This is a genomic window from Mesorhizobium sp. M0119 (assembly GCF_040322615.1).
Lineage (GTDB): Bacteria > Pseudomonadota > Alphaproteobacteria > Rhizobiales > Rhizobiaceae > Mesorhizobium.
This window is the reverse complement of the sequence record NZ_JAMYTU010000005.1, coordinates 230250-254913: the sequence shown is the minus strand read 5'-3', so window position 1 is coordinate 254913 and position 24664 is coordinate 230250. Positions and strand designations below refer to the sequence as shown.

The window sequence follows — 24664 nt, the reverse complement described above, 5'->3', positions numbered from 1 at the left end:
CTCCTGTGAACGGGCAAGACGCGTGGCTGACCGGACCCTGGCTGACCAGACTTTGTCGACAAGTGAATGGCCGGCAGGCGCCGTGCCATCCGACCTGATACCGCGGAGCCGCAAACGGCTTGGCTGGGCGCTGATGGCTGCTGCAACGCTCGGCCTTCTGGCGGTGATTGCGCTGCAGATCCTTTACAAGAGCGATGTCGACGCTATCGGCTTCGAGACCTGGCGGCCGGTGGTCTACGCCTATGTGCTGTGGGGTGTCGCGCTTGGCATCGGCCAGGTGCTGACGCGCGGCGAGGACGGCCAGCGCGCGCTGTTCCTGCTGCCGGCGCTGCTGTTCACCATTGCCATGGTGATCTTCCCGACGCTGTTCGGCTTCTACATCGCGCTGACCGACTGGAACCTCAGTTCCTTCAGCGGCCGGCAATTCAACGGGCTCGACAATTTCTGGCAGATGCTGAACGACGCCTATTATCGCAACGCGCTGTTCAATATGGTGCTCTACGTGCTGGCGGTGTTCGTCGAATATGTCATCGCCTTCGGCCTGGCGCTGCTGCTCAACGCGCAGATTAGGGCACGAAAATTCTTCCGCGTCGTGTTTCTCATGCCCCTGATGCTGTCACCGGTCGCGGTTTCGTGGATGATCGGCAAGTCGCTGATGGAATACCGCTTCGGGCCCGCCGCGACGCTGGCGCGGCATCTCGGCTGGGAAAATCCTGCCTTCTTCTCGAACCCGATCACCGCCCGCATCTCGATCATGGTGCTCGATGCCTGGACCTTCATCCCGTTCATGATGATCATGCTGCTCGCCGGCCTGCAGGCGATGTCGCGCGAGGTGCTCGAGGCGGCGCGTGTCGATGGCGCCACCGCTTGGCAGACCTTCTGGCAAGTCACCTTCCCACTGATGCTGCCGGTGTCAGTGACGGCGGTCATCCTGCGCATCATCTTCAAGTTGAAGCTCGCCGACATCATCATCACCGTCACTTCCGGCGGACCGGGCGGCGCGACCGATTCGGTATCGAGTTTCATCTACCGCGAATATCGCGACCGCTCGAACGTCGGCTACGGCACGATGCTGGCGATGGCCTATTTGATCATCATCATCGTGTTCGTGACCTGGCTGCTGAAATTCGCCAGCCGCTTCGTGCGCAACGTCAACTGATCGGGCCGGCAAGATGAGCGTTCAAACGACCGACTATGCCGCCTCCGAAATCCGCTCGCCGGTGAGCTTCGTCGCCAACCGCGTCTTCATCTACGGCGCGCTTATCTTCTGGGCGTTCATCTGCCTGTTCCCGATCTACTGGACGATAACCACCTCGTTCAAGACCGCGGTCGATGTCACCCAAGGTCACCTCATTCCGTTCGTCGACTTCCAGCCGGATTGGAAAGGCTGGCGTTCGCTCGGCCTGTCGCCGGACTCGATCTTTCGGACGTCGACGGTGCGCGACGAATTCATCAAGCGTTTCATGAATTCGGTCATCACCTCGGTCGGCGCGTCGAGCCTCGCCATCGTCATCGGCAGCCTCGCCGCCTACGGGCTGACCCGCTATCGTTACAAGTTCGCCTGGTTCAGGAACGAGGACATCTCCTTCTTCTTCCTGTCACAGCTGATCCTGCCGCCGGTGGTCTTGGCCCTGCCCTTCCTGGTGCTCTACCGGGAAGTCGGCCTGCTCGACACACGCGTCGGGCTGATCCTGCTCTACACGCTGATGGTGCTGCCGATCGTCATCTGGATCATGCGCGACCAGTTCAACTCCATCCCGGTGGAGTTGGAGGAGGCAGCACTCGTCGACGGCCTATCGATCTGGGGCGCCTTCTTGCGCATCGTCATGCCGATCGCGCTGCCCGGCATGGTCGCGGCCTTCATCCTGGCGATGGTGCTGTGCTGGAACGAGTATTTCTTCGCCGCGCTCCTGACCTCGACCGATGCCAAGACCATTCCTGTCATGGTGGCGAGCCAGACCGGCTCACAAGGCATCAACTGGTGGTCGATGGCAGCGCTTGCCACCGCCGCCATCACACCGCTCGCCGTCATCGGCATCGCGCTCGAGCGCTACCTGATCATGGGCATGACAGCGGGCGCGGTGAAATAACTGCGCCGGCTCTCCCTTCTCCCCTTGTTGTGGGAGAAGGGAAAAGCGCGCTAACCCGAAAGTGTTGCCCGCAAATGCTCGAGGATCATGGCAACCCCTTTTTGCCCCAATTCCGCCGAGGCTTCGGGCGCACTTGCCGTGTACCAGCCGGTGTTGTCGGCGAAGCGGCCGGCATCGACCGCTTCCGGGCACAGCGCCAGCATCAGTGACGTCTCGCCGGTGCCGGCATGGTCGAACGGGTACCGGCTGTGCATTGAAGCCGGCATCAGCGGATGCACCTGCACCCAGTTGAAGAAATTGCTGCCCTCGGCGTGCTCGGCATAATAGTCGGCCATCGCCGGAGAGCCCCACCAGCCTTCGCCACGTTCTTTCTCCAGGAAGCGGAAGATCGCCTGCCGGCCGGCGGCCTTGAAGGCGAGATCGGTTGGCATGCCGGCGGCAAAATTTTCGGTCTGGTGGTGAATGATGGCGTGGATGTTGCGGAAGCCGACGCGCAGCAGGCTATAGAACAGTTCTTCCGCAAATGGCGCCAGCACATTGCCGCCGACCTGCAGCGAACCACTGCCCTCCGGTGCTGCAACAGCATAGCTCGCCGCGCCGTAATGGAAGGGCGGCAGAATGACGATTTCGGCTTCTTTTTCGAACAGTTCCAGGCTCTTGACCACCGCCAGCGTGTCCATGCCGACGGCCATGTGCTCGCCGTGATATTCAAGCACACCGAGCGGCAACACGACCGGCCAGTTTTCGGCGATCACCTTGCGTATCTGATGCGGCAGCATCAATTCGTAGCGCATGACACCTACTCCATATTGGTGTGGCGGGCGCGCATCGCTTCCGGCGAGACGCCGGTCAGATCCCTGAGCTTCAGCACCATCACTTCGAAGAGGACGAACAGCGCGCCTTCGAAAACCGAGCCCATCGGCAGGACGGATGTCTTTTCGGGACCCTGGTCGTCGGCCATGGTCTGAGCCGGGATAAGCAGTGCGAAATCGGCCAGCTTCGCGGCAGTGCTGTCGGCTTGCGCGGTGAGCAGCAGGACTGTGGTACCGGCCTCGCGCGCGACCTGCATCAAGGTCAGCACGGTCGACGTCTCACCCGGGCCGGAACTTGCGAGGAAGACATCGGCCTCGCCCAGCGGCGGCGTGGTCATGTCGCCGACGACCGACACCGGCAGACCGAGATGGTAGAGCCGCATGGCAAAACCCTGGACCTGCAGCGCCTCGCGGCCGCAGCCATAGGTGACGATCTTTTTCGCGCCAGCCAGGATGGCGCAAGCGGCGTCGATGCGGCTTGCGTCGATACGCTCCAGCACGGTGCCAAGCTCGTTCAGCGCAATCCCAAACAGGTTTTCGCCGGCGTCCGTCATAACATTTGCACCAGCTTGCAGGTGCCGGAGAACCATTTGAATATCTTAGTCACCTCTGCCCCGAACAGCTTGTTTTCACTCATGCTATCACCGCGAAAATCGGTGTCCAACGACACGCAGTGCTTTTGATGCGCTACAGCCGTGATAGTGTCACGGCAAATCCAAATGAGGAAACGACAGCATATGAAGACACGGCATTTCGACCGCATCGGTAATGGCGGCATCACCTTCACCGAGCTCGGCTTCGGCACTGCGCCGCTCGGCAATCTCTACCGCGCCGTCTCCGACGAGGATGCCAATGCTACGCTGGAGGCGGCATGGCGGGTCGGCTGCCGCTACTACGATACCGCGCCGCTCTATGGGCTGGGCCTAGCCGAAACGCGACTCAATCCGTTCCTGCGTTCGAAGAAGCGCGACGACTACGTGCTGTCCAGCAAAGTCGGGCGCATCATGCGCGCCTGCCCGCCGGAACAGCGCACCGGCATCGGCAAATTCTTCGACACCCCATCGCGCCGCGAGGTCTACGATTACAGCTATGACGGCGTCATGCGCTCCTTCGAAGCCTCGCTGGAACGACTCGGCGTCGACCGCATCGACATCCTCTTCGTGCATGATGTCGACATCTTCACCCATGGCAGCAAGGAAGCCTCGGACCAGCGCATCCAGGAATTCATGAGCTCCGGCTATTACGGATTGCTAGCATTGCGCGACCAGGGCGTGATCAAGGCGTTCGGCGGCGGCATCAACGAGTGGCCGGTTGCCCAGACGCTGGCCGAGCGCGGCGATTTCGATCTGTTCCTGCTTGCCGGGCGTTACACGCTGCTGGAGCAGGAAGCGCTGCAGTCTTTCCTGCCGCTATGCCAGCAACGCGGCATCGGCATCGTTCTCGGCGGGCCGTACAATTCCGGCATCCTGGCAACCGGGCCGAAGCCCGGCGCCTACTACAACTATTCGGAGGCGCCGCAGGACATCATCGACCGCGTCACCCGCATCGAGGCCGTCTGCAAGCGCCACGGCGTGCGCCTGATCGAGGCGGCGCTGCAGTTCCCGCTGCTGCATCCTTCGGTCGTCTCGGTAATCCCCGGCGGCCAGCGGCCGGGCGAAGTCGAAAGCAATCGCTCGCTGCTCGACGCGAAACCGCCATCGGCGCTGTGGGCCGATCTCAAGAAGGAAGGCTTGATGCGCACTGACGCGCCGACGGCATAGCGCCGCCTTTTCCAACGACGCTGCGGGCACAGAAAAGAAAAACCGGATATACCGGCTTTTCTTTTCTCTGAAAGACTTAAGGAGGCGCTTAGTTGACCGCGTCCTTGAGGCCCTTGCCGGCCGAGAACTTCGGCACGGTGCGCGCCGGGATCTTCACTTCCGCACCGGTCTGCGGATTGCGGCCGGTCGACGCGGCGCGTTGTGACACGGTGAAATTTCCGAAGCCGACAAGCCGGACATCGCCGCCCTTTTTCAGTTCGCCGGTGATGACGGAAAACACCGCATCAACCGCCGACTGCGCGTCACCCTTCGAAATACTCGCGGCATCGGCGACAGCGGACACCAGTTCGTTCTTGTTCATAAAAATTCCCTTCCATGAGAAAACCGGAACACTCGACTCATCCGGCAGGAAACGGACTTTAGAAAGAAGCGCTCCGGCAACCAAGTCGAAAAGCGCCGGGAAAGTCGAAAAAAGCCCGGAAATCCGGGGTTCTTCACATGAAAAAGCCGGGCTCAAGGCCCGGCTCTCTCTTTGTGCATTGCAACTTTAGCAAGAGCTAATGCGCCAGCGATTTACCAGCTTCGTCCCCGACATCGACCACGGCCGGCGCATTGACGGGTTCAACCCACTGGATCGGTTCCGGCATGCGCACCAGCGCATGGCGCAACACTTCGCCAACCCGTGAGACCGGAATGATCTCCATGCCGCTCTTCACGTTCTCCGGAATCTCCGCCAGATCCTTGGCGTTCTCTTCCGGGATCAGCACCTTCTTGATGCCGCCGCGAAGTGCGGCAAGCAGCTTCTCCTTGAGGCCGCCGATCGGCAGCACCCTGCCGCGCAGCGTGATCTCGCCGGTCATCGCCACATCGGCCTTGACCGGGATTCCGGTCAGCACCGAGACGATCGCCGTCGCCATCGCCACGCCAGCCGACGGTCCGTCCTTGGGCGTTGCGCCTTCCGGCACGTGGACGTGGATATCGCGCTTGTCGAACAGCGGCGGCTCGACGCCGAAATCGATGGCCCGCGAGCGGACGTAGGACGCCGCCGCCGAAATCGATTCCTTCATAACGTCGCGCAGATTGCCGGTCACGGTCATGCGGCCCTTGCCGGGCATCATGACGCCTTCCACCGTCAACAGCTCGCCGCCGACTTCCGTCCAGGCGAGCCCGGTGACCACGCCGACCTGATCGTCGCTCTCGACCTGGCCGAAGCGGAAGCGCGGAACACCAAGATAATCGGCAAGATTGTCCGCCGTGATGTTGATCGTCTTCTTCTTCGTCTTCAGGATCTCGGTCACGGCCTTGCGCCCGAGCTTCATCAGCTCGCGCTCCAGGCTCCTGACGCCCGCTTCACGGGTGTAGGTCTGGATGATGCCGCGGATCGCGTCCTCGCCGACGGAGAATTCCTTCGGCTGCAACGCGTGGTCGCGGATCACCTTGGGCATCAGGTGACGCTTGGCGATCTCGATCTTCTCGTCCTCGGTGTAGCCGGCGATACGGATGATCTCCATGCGGTCCATCAAGGGCGCAGGGATGTTCAGCGTGTTCGCCGTCGTTACGAACATCACGCTCGACAGGTCGTATTCGACCTCGAGGTAATGGTCCATGAACGTCGAATTCTGCTCGGGATCGAGCACCTCGAGCAAAGCCGATGACGGATCACCGCGGAAATCCTGGCCCATCTTGTCGATCTCGTCGAGCAGGAAGAGCGGGTTGGATTTCTTCGCCTTCTTCATCGACTGGATGACCTTGCCGGGCATCGAGCCGATATAGGTGCGGCGGTGACCACGGATCTCGGCCTCGTCGCGCACGCCGCCCAGCGCCATGCGGATGAACTCGCGGCCGGTCGCCTTGGCGATCGACTTGCCGAGCGAGGTCTTGCCGACGCCGGGAGGTCCGACGAGGCACAGGATCGGCCCCTTCAGCTTCTTCTGACGGCTCTGCACGGCGAGGTATTCGACGATGCGGTCCTTGACCTTGTCGAGGCCGAAATGATCCGTATCGAGCACGTTCTGGGCAAAGGCCAGATCCTGCTTGACCTTGGAGTTCCTGCCCCACGGGATCGACAGCAGCCAGTCGAGATAGTTGCGCACGACGGTCGATTCAGCCGACATCGGCGACATCGTCCGCAGCTTCTTCAGTTCGGCTTCCGCTTTTTCGCGGGCCTCCTTGGAAAGCTTGGTCTTCTTGATGCGCGCCTCGATCTCGGCGGCCTCGTCGCGGCCGTCCTCGCCCTCGCCGAGCTCCTTCTGGATCGCCTTCATCTGCTCGTTGAGATAGTATTCGCGCTGCGTCTTCTCCATCTGGCGCTTGACGCGCGAGCGGATGCGCTTCTCCACCTGCAGCACCGAGATTTCGGCTTCCATGAAGCCCATCGCCTTCTCCAGCCGTTCCTTGACGGACAGCGTGGCGAGCATCTCCTGCTTCTCGGGGATCTTGATGGCAAGATGCGAAGCGACCGTGTCGGCGAGCTTGGAATAGTCGTCGATCTGGCTGGCGGCACCCACCACTTCGGGCGAGATCTTCTTGTTCAGCTTGACGTAGTTCTCGAAGTCGGTGACGACGGAACGGGCCAGCGCCTCGACCTCGACCTCTTCCTCCTCCGGTTCGACCAGCGCCGCAGCACGGGCTTCATGGAAGTCGGGACGGTCGGTGAACGCGACGATTTTCGCGCGCGAGGCGCCTTCGACCAGCACCTTCACGGTGCCGTCCGGCAGTTTCAGCAATTGCAGCACATTGGCGAGCGTGCCGATGTCAAAGATGGCATCGGGCTCCGGATCATCGTCGGCGGCATTCATCTGGGTCGCAAGCAGGATCTGCTTTTCCTGACCCATCACTTCTTCCAGCGCCTTGATCGACTTTTCACGCCCGACGAAGAGCGGAACGATCATGTGCGGGAACACCACGATGTCGCGCAGTGGGAGGACTGCGAAGACGCCGTCGCTGGGAGCCTTGGATAATTTGGCCATTGTCCAACCTTTCATGTCGCGGCCGCCAATCGGCCAACCGCGAATCTCATATTAACGACCGGGGATCGTTCCGCCTACCACCGTTTGTGACGGGAGTTTTACAGCACAGAATTCGGCACCACGGCCTTCTGCCATTAGTTGGAGGCACGGGGGGTAAAGATCAAGGGTCAACACGGTCCGTCCCTCCAATCCGCAGCCATTACGCGGCGCCGTACGCGGTCTGCGACAGCAAAACGGCGCCCTGCGGCGCCGTTTCGGAAAAAAAATCCATTGCCGGCTCACGTCAGGCGCTGACGTTGCCCTTCTTTTCCTTCTGCTCGGAATAGATGTAGAGCGGCCGGGCGTTGCCTGACACCACCTCTTCCGAAATAACCACTTCGCGCACGCCTTCCAGCGCCGGCAGCTCGAACATGGTGTCGAGCAGGATCGCTTCCATGATCGAACGCAGGCCGCGCGCGCCGGTCTTGCGCTCGATGGCGCGCTTGGCGATCGCCGAGAGCGCGTTCTCGTGGAAGGTCAGGTCGACATTCTCCATCTCGAACAGCCGCTGATACTGCTTGACCAGCGCGTTCTTCGGCTCGGTCAGGATCTGGATCAGTGCCGGCTCGTCGAGATCCTCCAGCGTCGCCAGGACAGGCAGACGGCCGACGAACTCGGGAATGAGGCCGAACTTCAAGAGATCCTCAGGCTCGACCAGGCGGAAAACATCGCCGGTGCGGCGATCCTCGGGCGAAGCGACGATGGCGCCGAAACCGATCGAGGTCTTCCTGCCGCGATCCGAGATGATCTTGTCCAGGCCGGCGAAAGCGCCACCGCAGATGAACAGGATGTTGGCGGTGTCGACCTGCAGGAATTCCTGCTGCGGATGCTTCCTGCCGCCCTGCGGCGGCACGGAGGCGACAGTGCCTTCCATGATCTTCAAAAGTGCCTGCTGCACGCCCTCGCCCGAGACGTCGCGGGTGATCGAGGGATTGTCCGACTTGCGCGAGATCTTGTCGATCTCGTCGATATAGACGATGCCGCGCTGGGCGCGCTCGACATTGTAGTCGGCCGACTGCAACAGCTTCAGGATGATGTTCTCGACGTCCTCGCCGACATAGCCGGCCTCGGTCAGCGTCGTCGCGTCGGCCATGGTGAAGGGGACGTCGATGATACGGGCCAGCGTCTGCGCCAGCAACGTCTTGCCGCAGCCGGTCGGGCCGATCAGCAGGATGTTAGACTTCGCGAGTTCGACGTCGTTGTTCTTGCCGGCATGGGCGAGGCGCTTGTAGTGGTTGTGGACGGCCACCGACAGCACGCGCTTGGCGTAAGGCTGGCCGATGACGTAGTCGTCGAGAACCTTGAGGATTTCCTGTGGGGTCGGCACGCCCTCTCGCGACTTCACCATCGAGGTCTTGTTCTCCTCGCGGATGATGTCCATGCACAGTTCGACGCATTCGTCGCAGATGAACACCGTCGGCCCGGCGATCAGCTTGCGCACTTCGTGCTGGCTTTTGCCGCAAAACGAGCAATAAAGCGTGTTCTTGGAATCACCGCTGTTGTTGCCGACCTTGCTCATTTTCCTGTCCTTTCATGGCCGCCCGCCGATGGTCTGGTTGAAAGGGCGCATATTCAATCTATCGCGGGAATCCGCTGCCGCCAGTGCCCCGGCTCCCGCAACGCATTCCGTACGAAACACAAATCGGAAAACGGGGCAATGATTCGAACAACCCCACGCAAAGCTAAGCCGTCGAAAATCAACATAGCCTTAACGTAGGCAATTGCACCCGTCGAGGGAACAGCCAATTGTGGCCGAAATGCCGCAAGCTGCGCCAAAAGCGCGTGATCCCGCCACTCATTGCCACCGCAGGGCCACCGCGGGCCTATAAGGCAATACCTTCGACCGGCTCACGTGACGAAATGACCTTGTCGATGAGGCCGAAATCCCTGGCCTCGTCGGCAGTCATGAAATGGTCACGGTCGAGCGTTTTTTCAATCTCATCGTAGCTCTTGCCGGTGTGCTTGACGTAAACCTCGTTGAGGCGACGCTTCAGCTTGATGATGTCCTGGGCATGGCGCTCGATGTCGGAAGCCTGGCCCTGGAAGCCGCCGGAAGGCTGGTGGACCATGATGCGGGCGTTCGGCGTGGCAAAGCGCATGTCCTTGTGGCCCGCCGTCAAGAGCAGCGAGCCCATCGAGGCGGCCTGACCGATGCAGAGCGTCGACACGGCAGGCTTGATGAACTGCATGGTGTCATAGATCGCCATGCCGGAGGTGACGACGCCGCCGGGCGAGTTGATATAGAGGTTGATTTCCTTCTTCGGATTCTCCGCCTCGAGGAACAGCAGCTGCGCGCAGACCAGCGTCGCCATGCCATCCTCGACCGGGCCGGTGATGAAAATGATGCGCTCCTTGAGGAGCCGCGAGAAAATGTCGTAGGCCCGCTCGCCGCGATTGGTCTGTTCGACCACCATCGGAACGAGGTTCATGTAGGTTTCGACGGGGTTCTTCATGGACTATCCCTTTTTGAGGATGGGATTCCGGCGCCGGAGATTTGCAATCGGGCAGAATCGGTTCTGGATCGTTATTGTGTAAATAGGATGCCGGCTCACCCTAGCGCAAGGCCGCCTCTCCTAGCCATCCGGTTAAGTCGAATCAAGGTTTCCAAACCAGTTTCGCCTGTCGCCGTGCCGGCAGCCCCTCTCCTGCCGTGGGAAGGGGCGCTCATGCTTGGCCGTTGTTTAGCAGTTTCTTAACCGCATCGCTTAACGAAAAGTGGTGAAACCGCTTTTTCCGGCCACGGCTTACCCTACAATTCAACGTTGAACTCGCTTCACGCAGTTCAAACAGGGGGAGTGCGATGATCAAGAAAGTTGCTTCCTTGGCCCTTACCGGCATCAGCGTTCTCGGCATGGCGTCCGAAACGGCTGCCGGCGGACGCTCGGTCGAATGCTACGAGCAGGTTAACCGGCCGGCCGTCTACGACACCGTCTACGAGGATGTGCTCGTCAGCCCAGCCGGCCAGCAGGTGCAGTATGAAGCGCCGATCTACGGGACGCGTGAGCGCGTGGTGCAGATCGCGCCGGCGCGCGTTAGCTACGAGACCGTGCCCGCCATCACCCGCACCATCTACCGGTCCGTGAGGGTCAATGACGGCGGCTATTCCTGGGAATGGCGCATCATCAATGGCCGCAAGGTGCTGTGCAAGGTCAGGCACAAGGCGCGCTATGAACGCATGGCCGAGATCGTCGTGGTTGAGCCGGAACGCCGGCGGCGCGTTGTCCTCCCCGCCGAATACGAGAGCGTCGCCGAAGAGGTTCTCGTGCGGCCGGAGCAACGGCGCATCATCGACATTCCGGCGTCCTATCAGACAGTGGCCCGCCGCGTGGTGGTCAGGGAGGGCTCATCCAGCTGGCGCCGCGTGCATATTCCGAGGCATTGCCAGTATTAGCGCTCAGGCCACCTCCGCCCTGAGCCATTTCTTCAGGCCGTCGACATCGCCGTTGCCGACGTAGGCCGCAACCCTTCTGCCGACTGCCGCGCCGAACTTGTAGCCGTGGCCGGAGCAGGCCGAGACGACCAGGCATCTGCCTTTCTGGTGAGCCAGGAATTTCTCGTCGGCGGTGAAGGTGTAGGCGCAGGTGACCACCTCGGTGACCTTATACTCCTCGATATGGGCAATCGGCGGTGAAAACAGGTTGCGGATCGCCTCGCCCTCGCCCGGCACCGGCTGACGGTTCCAGTCTGCATCGCTGGTCGGCACCCTGTGCAGGCCCGAGCCGAATTTCATGCCGGCGCCGCCTGTCGGCGGGATGGCGTAGCCGTCGACAGTGCCGCCGATGTTGAGGACGACCGGTGCTGCCTGCCAGACCGCTTTCAGGTCCGCCGGCGGTTCGACATAGGCGAGCGCGGTGCGCCAGGTTTTCAGCTCGCCATCCAGCTCCGGGAACAGTTTTAGCACCCAGGCGCCGGCAGCGACGACGATCCGGTCGGCCTGCATCGTTTCGCCGCCCGCCAGCACGACATGCCCGGCCTCGGCGTCGATCTCGACCACCTTGCTGTTCTCATAGACATTGGCGCCGTTCGCGCGCAGCCACCTGGCGAGGCCGGCAGCGATCTTGCGGCAGTGCAGCGCGCCGCCGTCCGGCGAAAAATACGCATAGCGGAATGAACCAGGTTCTAGGAACGGCCAGCGTTCGACCGCGGCATCCGGCTCGAACAATTCGAACGGGTAGTTCCCGGCTTCCATGCCTTCTCGGTATTCCTCGGCCTCGTCTCCCGGCTGGCGCGAAATGCAGATGAAGCCGCGCGGATCGAGATGGCTTTCACGGAGATCGGCCCACATCTCATCCCAGGCTTCATAGGCTTCGGTGATCAGCCGGCCGTAGCCCGTTCCGGCCCGGTAGGCGCGGCGGATGATGCGATGATGGTCGCCGGAGGCGGCGAGCGGATTGGGGATCGGTCCCTGCTCGACGATCGAGACGAGGTGCCCGGCCTTGACCAGCGACCAGGCCGTGGAAAGCCCGGCAATGCCTGCACCGACCACGATCACATTCATGAAAACCGTCCTTCCGCAACCGCTTCGGCGGCTCACCTCACGGGAGGGCCAACATACGGTCTGGCACCAGACTGGCAAGCCGCGCTAATGATCTGGCATGACCGAATTGAAGCCGCCCTATCTTGCCTTTGATCCAGCCTCCCGCCGCCTGCGGCTCGATCCGCACGAACCGGCTTTTTTCCAGGACCCATATGAAGCCTACGCCTTCCTGCATGGCGCATCGAACGCCTTCTTCTGGGAAGAATTTGGTTTCTGGTGTTTTGGCGGCTTCGACGACGTCAACCGACTGCTGCGCGATCGCCGCTTCGGCCGCCAGAACCCGGCCGGCATTCCGGACAGCCGGGGCATCGGCCAGGACCGCACGCATCTCAGCGCCTTCGACGGTGTCGAGGCCAATTCGATGCTGGAGTTGGAGCCGCCCGTCCACACACGGCTCAGAACGCTGGTCAACCGCGCCTTCGTCTCGCGCCAGGTCGAGCGGCTCAGGCCGCGCGTCGAGACGTTGGCCAACGAACTGATCGACCGTTTCGAACCAGGGGAAGTCGACCTGCTGACGGCCTTCGCCGCTCCCTTGCCGATCACCATCATTGCCGAGATGCTAGGCGTGCCGGTCGAGATGGGGCCGCAGCTGCTCGACTGGTCGCATCGGATGGTCGCCATGTACATGCATGGCCGCACCCGCGAGACGGAGGACACGGCCAATCGCGCCGCGCGCGACTTTTCCGATTTTCTGCGCGGCTACGTCGCCGAGCGGCGAAAGAGGCCGGGCGAGGATCTTCTGTCGCTGCTGATTGGGGCACAGGAGGACGGTCAGAAACTGTCGGAGGACGAGCTGGTATCCTCGGCCATCCTTTTGCTCAATGCCGGCCATGAGGCAACTGTCCACCAGACCGGCAATGCGGTGCGCTCGATCCTTGCGCAAGGCGGCGACCCGCGCCGCTTCTTCGCCTCACCGGAAGCAACAGCCGCGACGGTCGAAGAGTGCCTGCGCTTCGACGCGCCGCTGCACATGTTCACGCGCTATGCCTATCAGGAGGTCGAGGCCGGGCCGGGGATCATCGTCCAGCCTGGCGAGACGATCGGGCTGTTGCTCGGCATGGCCAATCGCGACCCTACTGCGTTTGCCGAGCCCCTCGCCTTCAGGCCGGACCGTGCCGACCAGAAGAACGTATCGTTCGGCGCCGGCATCCATTTCTGCATCGGCGCGCCGCTCGCCCGGCTCGAACTGCAGGTGTCGCTGAAAACCTTGTTCGACCGGCTACCGCAGCTGCATCTTGCCGAACAGCCGCGCTTCCGCGACACCTATCATTTCCACGGCCTGGAAACGCTCGCCGTACACTTCTGAGCATTCGGTCCGGCGCGATGCGAGATCAAAGCTTGATCACATACTCCTTGCGAGTCGTTTCAAGCACTTCCCAGCTCCCCTTGAAACCCGGCCTCAGCACGAAACTATCGCCGGCTTTGACGGTGCGCGCCTTCCCGCCGTCTTCGGCGATCACCGAGACTCCCGACAGAATGTGGCAAAACTCCCACTCGTCATATTCGATACGCCATTTGCCCGGCGTTGCTTCCCATATGCCGGCATAAAGGCCGCCGTCCTGTTCCTCGACGTTCCAGGTGCGGAACTTCGGATCGCCCGAAATCAGGCGACCCGGCGCCGGTGCGCCAAGTTCCGGCTCGACGATGTCGACGCCGACGGACAGAAGTTTCGGCGTGGTCATGGCGATCAAACCTTGGCGAGGGCCTGTTCCAGATCGGCAACGATGTCGTTGACATCCTCGATACCGACCGAAAGCCTGACCGTGTCCGGCCCTGCCCCGGCATTGATTTTCTGCTCGTCTGAAAGCTGGCGATGCGTTGTCGATGCCGGATGGATGACCAGCGACTTGGTGTCGCCGACATTGGCCAGGTGCGAGAACAGCTCGAGCGCCTCGACGAACTTGATGCCCGCCGCGTAGCCGCCCTTCAGCCCGAAAGTGAACACCGCGCCGGCGCCGAGCGGCGAGTACTTCTTCTGCAGCGCATTGTTCTTGTCGCTGGGCAGGCCGGGATAGGACACCCAGGCGACCTTGGGATGGTTGGAAAGCCATCCGGCGACCGCCGCCGCATTGTCGCAGTGGCGCTGCATCCTGAGCGGCAAGGTTTCCAGACCGGTCAGGATCAGGAAAGCGTTGAACGGCGAAATCGCCGCGCCGATATCGCGCAGGCCGAGCACGCGAGCAGCGATGGCGAAGGCGAAATTGCCGAAGGTCTCGTGCAGGACGAGGCCGCCATATTCGGGGCGCGGCTCCGACAGCATCGGATATTTGCCCGACTTCGACCAATCGAAGGTGCCGCCGTCGACAATGGCGCCGCCGATCGAGTTGCCGTGACCGCCGATGAACTTGGTCAGCGAATGCACGACGATGTCGGCGCCATGTTCGATCGGCCGCAGCAGATAGGGCGAGGCCAGCGTGTTGTCGACGATCAGCGGCAGGCCGTGCTTGCGGGCAATGTCGCCGATCTTCTCGATATCGACGAAGACGCCGCCCGGATTGGCCAGGCTCTCGATGAAGATTGCCTTGGTCCTGTCGTCGATTTGGCTCTCGAAGGTCGAGATGTCATTGGTGTCGGCCCAGCGCACCTGCCAACCGAAATTCTTGAAGGCGTGGCCGAATTGGTTGATCGAGCCGCCGTAAAGCTTTGTCGCTGAAACGAAATTGTCGCCGGGCTGCATCAGATTGTGGAAGACCAGCACCTGCGCGGCATGGCCGGAGGCGACCGCAAGGCCTGCCGTGCCGCCTTCGAGTGCCGCGAGGCGCTCTTCCAGCACTGCCTGAGTCGGATTCATGATGCGGGTGTAGATGTTGCCGAACGCCTTCAGCCCGAACAGCGAGGCGGCATGGTCGGCATCGTCGAAGACGAAGGAGGTCGTCTGGTAGATCGGCGTCGCTCGGGCGCCGGTCGCCGGATCCGGCTTGGCGCCGGCATGGACGGCGAGCGTGTTGAAACCGGGCGTGCGGGCCATCGAAAACCTCCCTCAATGGTGAATGGTGAATGGTGAATGGTGAATGGTGAATGGTGAAGTCGGCCAGCCCCACCCTGATTGCAAGCGGCTCATATGCCGCCTTGCCCGCCTTCCAGAAAAATCCTTCTATTCACCATTCACTATTCACTACCTACTTCTGGCGAACGCCGAAGCTCTGGAATCCCGGCCGCATCAGGGGCTTCTTCGACGACAAAACGCCGGAATTGACGCCGGTCCAGCCGATCTCGCCGGACAGCTTGCCATATTCGATCTTGGGGCAACGGTTCATCACCACCTTGATGCCGGCGACTTCGGCGCGCGCGGCCGCCTCGTCATGGCGTATGCCAAGCTGCATCCAGATGACCTTCGGCAGCGGATCGAGCCGCAGCACCTCGTCGACAATGCCGGGCACGACAGCGGAAGCGCGAAACACGTCGACCATGTCGACAGATCCTGGAACGTCGGCGAGTCTGGCATAGGTCATCTGGCCTAGAATCGCCTTGCCGGCCTGGCCGGGATTGATCGGGAACACCGAAAACCCTTTGCCGAGCAGATATTTCAGCACGAAATAGCTCGGCCGCACGTCATTGGCCGACGCGCCGACCATGGCGATGGTCTTCACCGAATTGAGGATGCCGGCGATATAGGCGTTGTCGTAGGCGTCGTGGTTCATGCCTCGTCATACAGCGCTTCGGAGTGAGGTGCCAACAGCCGCGTCAGTGGCTTGCAATGGGCCAGGGAAAGCCGTCAGCCGGGCAGCGAAATCGATCCGTCTTCCGCGATCGGAAAAGCCGGATTGTGCGCCACTTCCCAGATGTGCCCGTCGGCATCGGCGAAATAGCCGTACCAACCGCCCCAGAATGCGCGGCCAGCCGGCTTGACGATACGGCCGCCGGCCCTCTCGGCCATCGCCAGCACTGCATCGACCTCGGCGTCGGAGCGGGTGTTGTAGGCAAGGTAGACCGCCGACGGCGCTTTGCCGAAGGTCACGCCTGAATCCTCTTCGGCGCTTTGCCGCGGGAACAGGCCGAGAATGGCGCCGCCCGTCTGGAAGAAGGCAACGCCCTCGGTGATCCCGGCATGACGGGTCAGCCCCATGCCCTCGTAGAAGCGCACCGCGCGGTCGAGATCGTCGGTAGCTATGGTGATGATGGAGATGCGCGGTTCCATATCCGCCTCCTATTCCTCCGGCCATTCCGGCTTGCGCTTGCCGATGAAGGCGCCAATGCCCTCTTCCGCGTCGCGCGCCAGCATGTTCTCGACCATGACGCGCCCGGTGTAATCATAGGCCTCGGCCAGCCCCATTTCCGCCTGCTCATAGAAGGCTTCCTTGCCGATCTTGACGACCAAGGACGATTTGGACGCAATGGTCTGCGCGTATTTGGTGACAATCTGATTCAGATATTCGCGCGGCACGACGCGGTTGATGAGACCGAATTCCTTGGCGGTTGCCGCATCGATCGTCTCGCCGGTCAAAAGCATTTCCATGGCGTGCTTGCGCGAGACGTTGCGCGACAGCGCCACCATCGGCGTCGAGCAGAACAGTCCGATATTGACGCCAGGCGTGCAGAAGGTCGCCTCGTGCGAGGCGATGGCGAGATCGCAGCTGGCAACCAGCTGCAAGCCGGCCGCCGTCGCCAGGCCGTCGACTTCGGCGATCACCGGCTTAGGATGGCGAACGATCGCCTGCATCAGTGAAGCGCAGGCGGAAAACGTCTTTTCGAAGAAGCCCCTGCCGCGATCGGCATCGGCGCGGTGCGCGCTCAACTCCTTGAGGTCGTGTCCGGCGCAGAACACCTTGCCGACCGCCCCGAGCACGATGACGCGGACGGATTTGTCGGCCTTGGCGCGGTCGAGTTCCGCCATCAGCGCCGCCATCACTGCAAGCGAAAGAGCATTGGCCGGCGGATTGGCAAGCGTCAGGCGCAGCACGCCCTTGTCCAGCCTGGAGACGACCGGCCCTTCGGCAACGGCAGGTTTGATGGCAACGATTTCGGCCATGGGGTCATTCCTCCGCGATTCCGGATCGGTGATCGACTAATCTAGTATGCCGGTCTCGCTTCGTCCAACACCCCGCTTCTGCCATAATGAATGGCTGTTGCCAGAAACAGCACGCTACGCTCATACAGGCAGGCGCAAACGAGGGACCGACATGCCTGCCCAAAGCAACCTCAAGCCGGTGCTGACGGCTGCTGATGTCAACGCGCTGATGGCGACCGTTTTCCCGCAACTCAACGACCAGTTCACCTTCTATGAGGCGTTGGAGGTGTTTCCAGGCGGCTGTGTCGTGCGACTCAATGCCGACGAGCGCCATTTGCGTCCCGGCGGCACCGTGTCGGGTTCGGCGCTGTTCACGCTGGCCGACATAGGCGGCTATGTCTGCGTGCTCTCGCATGCCGGACCGGATGCGCTTTCGGTCACCACCAGTCTCAACATCAATTTCGTCCGCAAGGCCGAGGCCGGGCCGATCGACGGCCATTGCCGCATCCTCAAGCTCGGCAAGAGCCTGATGGTGTTCGATATCGACATCGTCGCCGGCCCGGAGGGACACACAGTAGCGCACGCAACGGGCACCTATTCGATCCCGCCAAAGCGGATTGATGGTGTGGTAAAATAATACCTTTCACCCAAGGCATTGTTTTTGCTGGATTTTGATAGCTTGCCGACATTTCACGCGCCTTGACGCAGTCGCCGTCCTCTCCTATAAGCCCTCACGGAACAGCGGCCCGCAAAGGCCGCCGTTTTGTTATTGGCGGCGGGCAAGCGCCTTTCGCCAATCCAAGCAACAAGAAACGCCTTCTTTTGAAGGTCCGAACCGAAAGCAACAATCCATGGCAACCTTTTCGCAGAAGCCTGCGGATGTGGTGAAGAAGTGGGTGCTGATCGACGCCGAGGGTCTCGTCGTCGGCCGTCTCGCCACTGTCATCGCCAATCATCTTCGCGGCAAACACAAGCCCACCTTCACCCCGCACGTCGACGACGGCGACAACGTCATCGTCATCAATGCCGACAAGGTGGTGTTCACCGGCAAGAAGTTCACCGACAAGGTCTATTACTGGCACACCGGCCACCCCGGCGGCGTCAAGGAACGCACCGCGCGCCAGCTGCTCGAGGGCCGCTTTCCCGAGCGCGTCGTGGAGAAGGCCGTCGAACGCATGATCCCGCGTGGCCCGCTCGGCCGTCGCCAGATGAAGAATCTCCGCGTCTATGCAGGCACGGAACATCCGCATGTCGCCCAGCAGCCCGTCGTCCTCGACGTGGCCAAGCTGAACGCCAAGAACAAGAAGGTTTCGTAAGATGGCTGAGCTTTCCTCGCTCGCAGAACTCGGAACTGCCACCGGCAATACCAACACCCAGCCGGCAGCACCCGTCCATGTCCAGAAGCTCGACAAATCGGGCCGCGCCTATGCCACCGGCAAGCGCAAGAACGCCATCGCCCGTGTCTGGGTGAAGCCCGGCTCCGGCAAGATCGTCGTCAACGACAAGGTGTTCGCCGAATATTTCGCACGCCCGGTCCTGCAGATGATCCTCAACCAGCCGATCATCGCTGCCAACCGCGCCGGCCAGTACGACATCGTTGCCACCGTCATCGGCGGCGGCCTTTCCGGCCAGGCCGGTGCCGTGCGTCACGGCATCTCCAAGGCGCTGACCTATTACGAGCCGGCGCTGCGCGCCGTACTCAAGAAGGGCGGCTTCCTGACCCGCGACAGCCGCGTCGTCGAGCGCAAGAAGTACGGCAAGGCGAAGGCCCGCCGAAGCTTCCAGTTCTCCAAGCGCTAAGCGCTGCGCAATTGCACGCTATCGAAAGGCCGCCTCCGGGCGGCCTTTTCTTTTCGTGCAAAGCCATCACCCACCCGCGCCTGCCGCGCGGTTCATGCCTGGCACAGACCTCAGGTCCTGCCGTCCTTGATAAAGTCGATGAACGCCCGCAGCGGCGCCGGCACGAGGCGCCGGCCGGGATAGTAGAGGAACGGCCCGGAAAAGCTCTGCCACCAGGGTTCAAGCACCGGTTCGAGCGCCCCGCTCTCGAAGTGAGGGCGTAGCCAATCCTCGAACAGGCTGACGATGCCTGTGCCGGCGATGGCTGCATCGACCTTGAGGTCGGTCGCCCCGCCCAGTGTCACGAGAAGCGGCCCACTTGGGTCGACCCGCACCACCTCGCCGTCGCGCTCGAATTCCCACGGCGGCATCGCACGGCTGGCAAAGCGGCCGCGCAGGCAGGCGTGGCCGAGCAGGTCGCGCGGGTGCTGCGGGCGGCCGTGACGATCCAGGTAGACAGGGCTGGCGGCGGTGGCGAAGCGCTGCACGCGCGGCCCGATCGGCACGGCGATCATGTCCTGCTCCAGCCGCTCGTCATAGCGGATGCCGGCGTCGCAGCCCGCCGCCAGCACATCGACAAAGCTCTCCTCGGCGATCACCTCCAGCCGGATGCCGGGATAGGCGGCAAGGAACCGCGGGACGATGCTGGGCAGGACCAGCCGCGCCGCGCTGACCGGCACGTTGAGGCGCAGCGAGCCGGCCGGCCTGTCGCGAAAGCCGTTCACGACGTCCAGCGCTGATTCCACCTCGGTCAAGGCTGGACCGAGCCGCGCCAGCAGACCTTCGCCGGCTTCCGTCAGGACAACGCTGCGGGTCGTCCGATTGAGCAGCCTGACACCGAGCTGCGTCTCCAGGCGCCGCACCGCCTCGCTCAAGCCGGACGCACTGCCGCCGCTGGCGCGTGCCGCATCCCGAAAACCTTTGGCGCGCGCTACGGCCACGAAGGCGTTCAGATCCCCGAGATCAATCTGCATTGTTCGTCATTCCGCACAGCCCGTGCGAATTGTACCCAATTATCATGAGATCGGACAGCGTCTATCTGTGCACCATCCCTGAAGGAGAAAGACCATGTCCAGCGTCGACCAGTCCGGCACATTCATCCTCGGCGACCGCAAAGTGAGACGGCTCGGCTACGGCGCCATGCAGCTCGCAGGACCCGGCGTCTTCGGCCCACCAAAGGACCACGACACGGCATTGGCCGTGCTGCGCGAAGCCGTTGCACAAGGCGTCAATCACATCGACACCAGCGACTTCTATGGCCCGCACGTGACCAACCTGTTGATCCGCGAAGCGCTCGCACCCTATCCCGACGACCTCGTTATCGTCACCAAAATCGGCGCCCGGCGCGGCCAGGATGGATCGTGGTTGCCGGCCTTCTCGGCCCAAGAACTCACCCAGGCCGTGCACGACAATCTGCACAATCTCGGACTCGACGTGCTGGAGGTGGTCAACCTTCGGGTCATGTTCGACGCGCATGGCCCCGCCGAAGGGTCGATCGAGGCGCCGCTCGCCGCACTCGCCGAGCTTCAGCGACAGGGCCTAGTGCATCATATCGGACTGAGCAACGTCACCGCTGCGCAGATCGCCGAAGGCCGCAGGATTTGCAAGATCGTCTGCGTGCAGAACCAGTACAATCTGGCGCGTCGGGGCGACGATGCCTTGATCGACGATCTGGCCCGCGACGGCATCGCCTATGTGCCGTTCTTCCCGCTTGGCGGCTTCAACCCGTTGCAGTCGTCGACCTTGTCCAAGGTCGCGGCACGCCTCGGCGCCACGCCCATGCAGGTCGCGCTCGCCTGGCTGCTTCGCCGCGCGCCCAACATTCTTCTGATCCCCGGCACGTCTTCCGTCGCGCATCTCAGAGAGAACCTCGCCGCGGGCGATCTCGCGTTGCCCGAAGATGCGCTCGAGGAATTGGACAGTATTGCCGGCAATGTCCCCGCTCACGCGTAGCGCGGCAGTCGCTCTGGTTCGTGCCTGGAGTTAGTTGATGCTGGCCGTATTGGCCGGCTCGGCAGGTCGCTTCTCACCGGCATAGGGCACGCGAAAACCGTTCGCCGCCAGCCAACCGATCGCGGCCTTCGGTTCGTCGGTCTGGATGATGGTCGCGCCGCGCTCGACCCAGAAGCCGTAGGTCTCGCGCGGCAGGCTGGCCGCGACCGCCAGCTCGTCGCCGCGGCCGCCGGCGAGGAAGCCACCCGGCTTGTTGACGATGGCGTAGGTGTCGGCCCAGATGTGCCAGTCGCCCCTCACCGCCAGCGCGCGCATGTGGGGGCTGAACAGCGGACCGCCGGTCTCGGTCAGCGTCTCTGATCCTGAGCGCCAGTTGATCATCTCGACCGCGCGCACCGGGAAGGCCCGGCTGACTTTCTCGGCAAACATGGCGTCGCGAACCGCATCATCGGCGATGATCGGCATGAACTGGAAGCCGCTGCCGATCGCGTCCATGGCAGCCTTGACCGTGGCGATCCGCTCCGCGTTCCACAGGTTCTCCTTGACGATCACCTGTTCGGCCAGGCCGAGGTCGCGCGCAACCGCGACCATGCCGACGAGGCTTTCGGTATCGAGCTTGTTGTCGAGATTGATGAGGATCCTGTCCCTGGTCGTCATCAACATTTCGCGCAACGTCGAGACCGTCTCTCCCGTAACGGCGCCGGTGCCTTCGATCACCAAACGGCAGGTCTTGAGTTCGGCCAGCGTGCGGTTGACCACCTCACCCTTGCAATTCGTCGTGCGGTCGAGCCAGCTGTCATGCATGACGACGAACTGTCCGTCCTTCGAACGTCTGATGTCGACCTCGACGATTTCGGCGCCCATTGCGATCGATGCCTCGACGGCGGCGATCGAGTTTTCGGGATAGAGCGTCTTGCCGGATTGCATGCCACCGGCACGGTGCGCAGCCACCATCACATGATCGCGCCATTGGTTGGCGTGCTCGAAGCGGTCGATAATCTGCCTGGCGCGCGTTTCGCCTGCCGATGCATGGCCAAGGGAGACCGCCAGCGCCGTGGAAAGCAGAAGGCTCAGCCAAATCGTTCGCATGAGACAAGTCGTTCGCATGAGAATCGCTCCGTACCGGGATCGCACCCCGGTTAAGCGATGCCCGTGACAGGCAGGTGAACGAAGCCGGCTTGCAAAATGCCGGAAAATCAGGTCAGCGCCAGCCGAAGCAGCCGTCGGCGGCTACTTTCGGGTTGTTTGCCAGGCAATCTCCTGGCCAGCCATGTGGGGTTTGCCTGGCGAGCAAGGATTTGTGACCGGATCGAATGGCCATGATCCTCCGCAGGGGTCGCAATTCTGAGAATTATGTCCAATAAGGTTGCGCGTCGACGCACAGGAGATCGCTTCATGCCGCCAAGGACCATCGATCACGCCTTCACCACCCGCTCCAGGACGGGTGCGTCGTTCGAGCCGACCTATGCCGGCGCGCTGTCGTTCATGCGGCGCAAATATTCGAAGGACGTGAAGGGCGCCGATGCAGTGGTGTGGGGCATTCCCTTCGACGCGGCGGTCACCAATCGACCGGGCGCGCGTTTCGGACCGCAGGCGATTCGCCGCGCCTCGGCCATCCTCGACAACGACCCGCAATACCCGTTCTCGCGCGACCTGTTCGAACGTCTCGCCGTGGTGGATTATGGCGATTGCCTGCTCGACAGCGGCAATCACCAGAAGACGCCTGCTACAATCGAGCGCGAGGCAGCGAAGATCCTGAAATCCGGCGCCTTCCTGCTATCGCTCGGCGGCGACCATTTCGTCACCTGGCCGCTGCTCAAGGCGCATGCCGCCATCCATGGCCCGCTGGCCCTAGTGCAATTCGACGCACACCAGGACACCTGGCCCGACGACGGCAAGCGCATCGATCACGGCTCGTTCGTCGGCCGTGCGGTCAAGGAGGGCATCATCGACCCCGACCGCTCGATCCAGATCGGCATTCGCACCCATGCGCCCGACACGTTCGGCATCAAGATACTGTATGGCCATGAAGTGGAGGAAATGCGGGCGTCCGACATCGCCTATGCCATCGTCGACCGCACCGGCGGCAAGAAGACCTACGTCACTTTCGACATCGATTGCCTGGATCCGGCTTTTGCGCCCGGCACCGGAACGCCGGTCGCAGGAGGCCCGTCTTCGGCAAAGATCCTGTCGGTGCTGCGCCAGATCAACCAGGTCGATATCGTCGGCGCCGACGTCGTCGAGGTTGCGCCAGCCTATGATCACGCCGATATAACGGCAATTGCCGGCTCGATGGTGGCCATGCACTATCTCGGGCTGCTGGCGGAACGAAAGGCCCGGCTCGAGGAAATGAGCCAGGGCAATCACAGCGTTGCCGCATTGAATCAGGCAAGCGGCATATAGCTTTGAGACAGCAGGAATTTTGACAGGCAATGAAACCGAAAATCTTCATCGACGGCGAACACGGCACCACCGGCCTGCAGATCAGGGCGCTGCTTGCCGAGCGCGGCGACCTGGAAATCATCTCCATCCCGACCGAGCGCCGCAAGGAAACGGCAGCGCGCGCCGAGTTCCTCAATGCCGCCGATGTCGCGATCCTCTGCCTACCGGACGCGGCCGCCAAGGAAAGCGTTTCGCTGATCGCCAATGACACCACCAAGGTGATCGACGCCTCGACGGCGCATCGTGTCGCCGACGGCTGGGAATATGGTTTCGCCGAAATGGACAAGGACCAGGCGAAAAAGATCGCTTCGGCGAAGCGCGTCGCCAATCCGGGCTGCTGGCCGCAAGGACCGATCGCGACGCTGCGGCCGCTGGTTGCGGCGGGGCTGCTGCCGGCCGATTTTCCGGTCACCGTCAACGGTATTTCCGGCTATTCCGGCGGCGGCCGGCCAATGATCGAGGATTATGTCGCCAAGGGCGAGGATGCGCCGGAATTCCTGCCCTATGGGCTGACGCTGCAGCACAAGCACGTGCCTGAGCTCAGGACTTATGCCAAGCTTTCGCACGATCCGATCATGCAGCCGGCGGTTGGCAATTTCGCGCAAGGCATGATCACGGTGGTGCCGCTGCAACTCGGCGGCCTCGACCATGTACCGACCGGCGCCGAGCTTCACGAGGCGATCGCCGACCATTTCGCTTCCATCGATGGTGGCGTGGTCGAGGTGGCGCCGTATCTGCATCAGGAACGCATGCCTGACATCGATCCGGAGATCTACAACGGCACCAATCGTATGAAGCTCTATGTCTTTGCCAATGACGACAGGGCGCAGGCGCTGTTGCTTGCGGTCTACGACAATCTCGGCAAAGGCGCCTCGGGTGCCGCCGTGCAGAACATGGACCTGATGCTCGGCCTCTGAATGGATGTGCCGGCATTTCCAAAGCGCTGGAAGGTCGGCGCCCGAACTCATCGCCGAAACGTTCAGCAGCCGCATCTGGAAGGTTGCTCGCGAGGTCGCGGAACGGGTGTTGTCCAACCTGCATGTGCGGCCGCTGCATGGCGACCTGCATCATGACAACATCATGCACGGTTCCGCGCGGCTGGCTGGCGATCGATCCGAAGGGCGTTCTTGCCGCAACGCTCGGCCAGACGGCGCCCGCCATACTGGACCACGCGATCGCCTATGGCTGCTTGTCGGCTGCATGGCACCATGAAGATCGCAATGCAGTCGACGAAAACCGCGAGCTGGCGATTTCCGCGGCAATCCGGCGGGTGCT

25 protein-coding genes and 1 pseudogene are annotated in these 24664 nt (G+C 62.3%); 12 read left to right on the top strand and 14 right to left on the bottom strand.

Annotated features, from left to right (window positions below; all coding sequences use genetic code 11):
* Positions 1-37: 37 nt before the first annotated feature.
* A complete protein-coding gene (locus tag NKJ40_RS07740) occupies positions 38-1159 on the top strand; it encodes a carbohydrate ABC transporter permease (protein ID WP_292654234.1) in 1122 nt (373 codons plus the stop codon).
* 13 nt (positions 1160-1172) lie between these two features.
* Positions 1173-2090, top strand: a complete 918-nt coding sequence (locus tag NKJ40_RS07735; protein ID WP_352465574.1) for a carbohydrate ABC transporter permease — start codon at positions 1173-1175, stop codon at positions 2088-2090.
* 50 nt (positions 2091-2140) lie between these two features.
* Here the strand turns inward: NKJ40_RS07735 and NKJ40_RS07730 are convergent, their stop codons facing one another.
* Both NKJ40_RS07730 and NKJ40_RS07725 read right to left on the bottom strand, forming a co-directional pair.
* Complete coding sequence (locus tag NKJ40_RS07730) at positions 2141-2884, bottom strand: creatininase family protein (RefSeq protein ID WP_023674660.1); 744 nt, start codon at positions 2882-2884, stop codon at positions 2141-2143.
* 5 nt (positions 2885-2889) lie between these two features.
* Positions 2890-3456 (bottom strand): SIS domain-containing protein, encoded by a 567-nt coding sequence (locus tag NKJ40_RS07725; protein WP_352465573.1) that lies wholly within the window; start codon positions 3454-3456, stop codon positions 2890-2892.
* A gap of 183 nt (positions 3457-3639) precedes the next feature.
* Between NKJ40_RS07725 and NKJ40_RS07720 the strand changes: the two genes are divergently transcribed.
* Positions 3640-4662 (top strand): aldo/keto reductase, encoded by a 1023-nt coding sequence (locus tag NKJ40_RS07720; protein ID WP_352465572.1) that lies wholly within the window; start codon positions 3640-3642, stop codon positions 4660-4662.
* 88 nt (positions 4663-4750) lie between these two features.
* Here NKJ40_RS07720 and NKJ40_RS07715 read toward each other — a convergent pair whose 3' ends face one another.
* The 4 genes from NKJ40_RS07715 to NKJ40_RS07700 all read right to left on the bottom strand — a co-directional run bounded on the left by NKJ40_RS07715 (position 4751) and on the right by NKJ40_RS07700 (position 10123).
* Complete coding sequence (locus NKJ40_RS07715; RefSeq protein ID WP_023674657.1) at positions 4751-5023, bottom strand: HU family DNA-binding protein; 273 nt, start codon at positions 5021-5023, stop codon at positions 4751-4753.
* Positions 5024-5219: 196 nt separating this feature from the next.
* Entirely contained in the window at positions 5220-7631 is a 2412-nt protein-coding gene (lon, locus tag NKJ40_RS07710; RefSeq protein ID WP_023674656.1) for an endopeptidase La, read from the bottom strand.
* Positions 7632-7914: 283 nt separating this feature from the next.
* Positions 7915-9189: an ATP-dependent Clp protease ATP-binding subunit ClpX gene (gene clpX, locus NKJ40_RS07705; RefSeq protein ID WP_006332719.1), complete on the bottom strand. Its 1275-nt coding sequence runs from the start codon at positions 9187-9189 to the stop codon at positions 7915-7917.
* 304 nt (positions 9190-9493) lie between these two features.
* Positions 9494-10123 (bottom strand): ATP-dependent Clp protease proteolytic subunit, encoded by a 630-nt coding sequence (locus NKJ40_RS07700; protein WP_023674655.1) that lies wholly within the window; start codon positions 10121-10123, stop codon positions 9494-9496.
* 347 nt (positions 10124-10470) lie between these two features.
* On the opposite strand from NKJ40_RS07700, the gene NKJ40_RS07695 reads away from it, so the two are divergent.
* Positions 10471-11061 carry a hypothetical protein gene (locus NKJ40_RS07695; protein ID WP_023674654.1) on the top strand — a complete coding sequence of 197 codons (591 nt, stop codon included), beginning with the start codon at positions 10471-10473 and terminating at the stop codon, positions 11059-11061.
* 3 nt (positions 11062-11064) lie between these two features.
* Here NKJ40_RS07695 and NKJ40_RS07690 read toward each other — a convergent pair whose 3' ends face one another.
* Entirely contained in the window at positions 11065-12168 is a 1104-nt protein-coding gene (locus NKJ40_RS07690) for an NAD(P)/FAD-dependent oxidoreductase (RefSeq protein WP_023674653.1), read from the bottom strand.
* Between the two features lie 97 nt (positions 12169-12265).
* On the opposite strand from NKJ40_RS07690, the gene NKJ40_RS07685 reads away from it, so the two are divergent.
* A complete protein-coding gene (locus NKJ40_RS07685) occupies positions 12266-13513 on the top strand; it encodes a cytochrome P450 (RefSeq protein ID WP_023674652.1) in 1248 nt (415 codons plus the stop codon).
* Between the two features lie 25 nt (positions 13514-13538).
* Here the strand turns inward: NKJ40_RS07685 and NKJ40_RS07680 are convergent, their stop codons facing one another.
* From NKJ40_RS07680 to NKJ40_RS07660, 5 genes are all read right to left on the bottom strand, one after another.
* Positions 13539-13889, bottom strand: a complete 351-nt coding sequence (locus NKJ40_RS07680) for a cupin domain-containing protein (RefSeq protein ID WP_023674651.1) — start codon at positions 13887-13889, stop codon at positions 13539-13541.
* A gap of 5 nt (positions 13890-13894) precedes the next feature.
* Complete coding sequence (locus NKJ40_RS07675) at positions 13895-15175, bottom strand: O-acetylhomoserine aminocarboxypropyltransferase (protein WP_352465571.1); 1281 nt, start codon at positions 15173-15175, stop codon at positions 13895-13897.
* 151 nt (positions 15176-15326) lie between these two features.
* Positions 15327-15848, bottom strand: coding sequence for a CoA-binding protein (locus tag NKJ40_RS07670; RefSeq protein WP_023674649.1), 522 nt, complete (start codon positions 15846-15848; stop codon positions 15327-15329).
* A 74-nt stretch (positions 15849-15922) separates the two neighbouring features.
* Complete coding sequence (locus NKJ40_RS07665; RefSeq protein WP_023674648.1) at positions 15923-16345, bottom strand: VOC family protein; 423 nt, start codon at positions 16343-16345, stop codon at positions 15923-15925.
* 9 nt (positions 16346-16354) lie between these two features.
* The gene (locus tag NKJ40_RS07660; protein WP_023674647.1) at positions 16355-17176 is read right to left on the bottom strand and encodes an enoyl-CoA hydratase; all 822 of its coding nucleotides are present in this window, start codon (positions 17174-17176) and stop codon (positions 16355-16357) included.
* 151 nt (positions 17177-17327) lie between these two features.
* Here NKJ40_RS07660 and NKJ40_RS07655 point away from each other — a divergent pair, with 151 nt between their 5' ends.
* From NKJ40_RS07655 to rpsI, 3 genes are all read left to right on the top strand, one after another.
* Positions 17328-17792 carry a PaaI family thioesterase gene (locus NKJ40_RS07655; RefSeq protein ID WP_023674646.1) on the top strand — a complete coding sequence of 155 codons (465 nt, stop codon included), beginning with the start codon at positions 17328-17330 and terminating at the stop codon, positions 17790-17792.
* Between the two features lie 214 nt (positions 17793-18006).
* Positions 18007-18471 carry a 50S ribosomal protein L13 gene (gene rplM, locus NKJ40_RS07650; protein WP_023674645.1) on the top strand — a complete coding sequence of 155 codons (465 nt, stop codon included), beginning with the start codon at positions 18007-18009 and terminating at the stop codon, positions 18469-18471.
* Between the two features lies 1 nt (position 18472).
* A complete protein-coding gene (gene rpsI / locus NKJ40_RS07645) occupies positions 18473-18955 on the top strand; it encodes a 30S ribosomal protein S9 (protein ID WP_023717316.1) in 483 nt (160 codons plus the stop codon).
* 110 nt (positions 18956-19065) lie between these two features.
* Here rpsI and NKJ40_RS07640 read toward each other — a convergent pair whose 3' ends face one another.
* Positions 19066-19968: a LysR family transcriptional regulator gene (locus tag NKJ40_RS07640; protein ID WP_352465570.1), complete on the bottom strand. Its 903-nt coding sequence runs from the start codon at positions 19966-19968 to the stop codon at positions 19066-19068.
* Between the two features lie 94 nt (positions 19969-20062).
* Between NKJ40_RS07640 and NKJ40_RS07635 the strand changes: the two genes are divergently transcribed.
* Complete coding sequence (locus NKJ40_RS07635) at positions 20063-20947, top strand: aldo/keto reductase family oxidoreductase (protein ID WP_352465569.1); 885 nt, start codon at positions 20063-20065, stop codon at positions 20945-20947.
* Between the two features lie 30 nt (positions 20948-20977).
* Here the strand turns inward: NKJ40_RS07635 and NKJ40_RS07630 are convergent, their stop codons facing one another.
* Positions 20978-22036: a glycerophosphodiester phosphodiesterase family protein gene (locus tag NKJ40_RS07630; RefSeq protein ID WP_352465568.1), complete on the bottom strand. Its 1059-nt coding sequence runs from the start codon at positions 22034-22036 to the stop codon at positions 20978-20980.
* A 306-nt stretch (positions 22037-22342) separates the two neighbouring features.
* Here NKJ40_RS07630 and speB point away from each other — a divergent pair, with 306 nt between their 5' ends.
* The 3 genes and pseudogenes from speB to NKJ40_RS31870 form a co-directional block, all read left to right on the top strand.
* Positions 22343-23350, top strand: coding sequence for an agmatinase (gene speB, locus NKJ40_RS07625; protein WP_352465567.1), 1008 nt, complete (start codon positions 22343-22345; stop codon positions 23348-23350).
* Between the two features lie 29 nt (positions 23351-23379).
* Entirely contained in the window at positions 23380-24306 is a 927-nt protein-coding gene (argC, locus tag NKJ40_RS07620; protein ID WP_352465566.1) for an N-acetyl-gamma-glutamyl-phosphate reductase, read from the top strand.
* A 54-nt stretch (positions 24307-24360) separates the two neighbouring features.
* Positions 24361-24518 (top strand): annotated as a pseudogene (locus NKJ40_RS31870) (aminoglycoside phosphotransferase family protein); the annotation flags it as partial.
* Positions 24519-24664 lie beyond the last annotated feature (146 nt).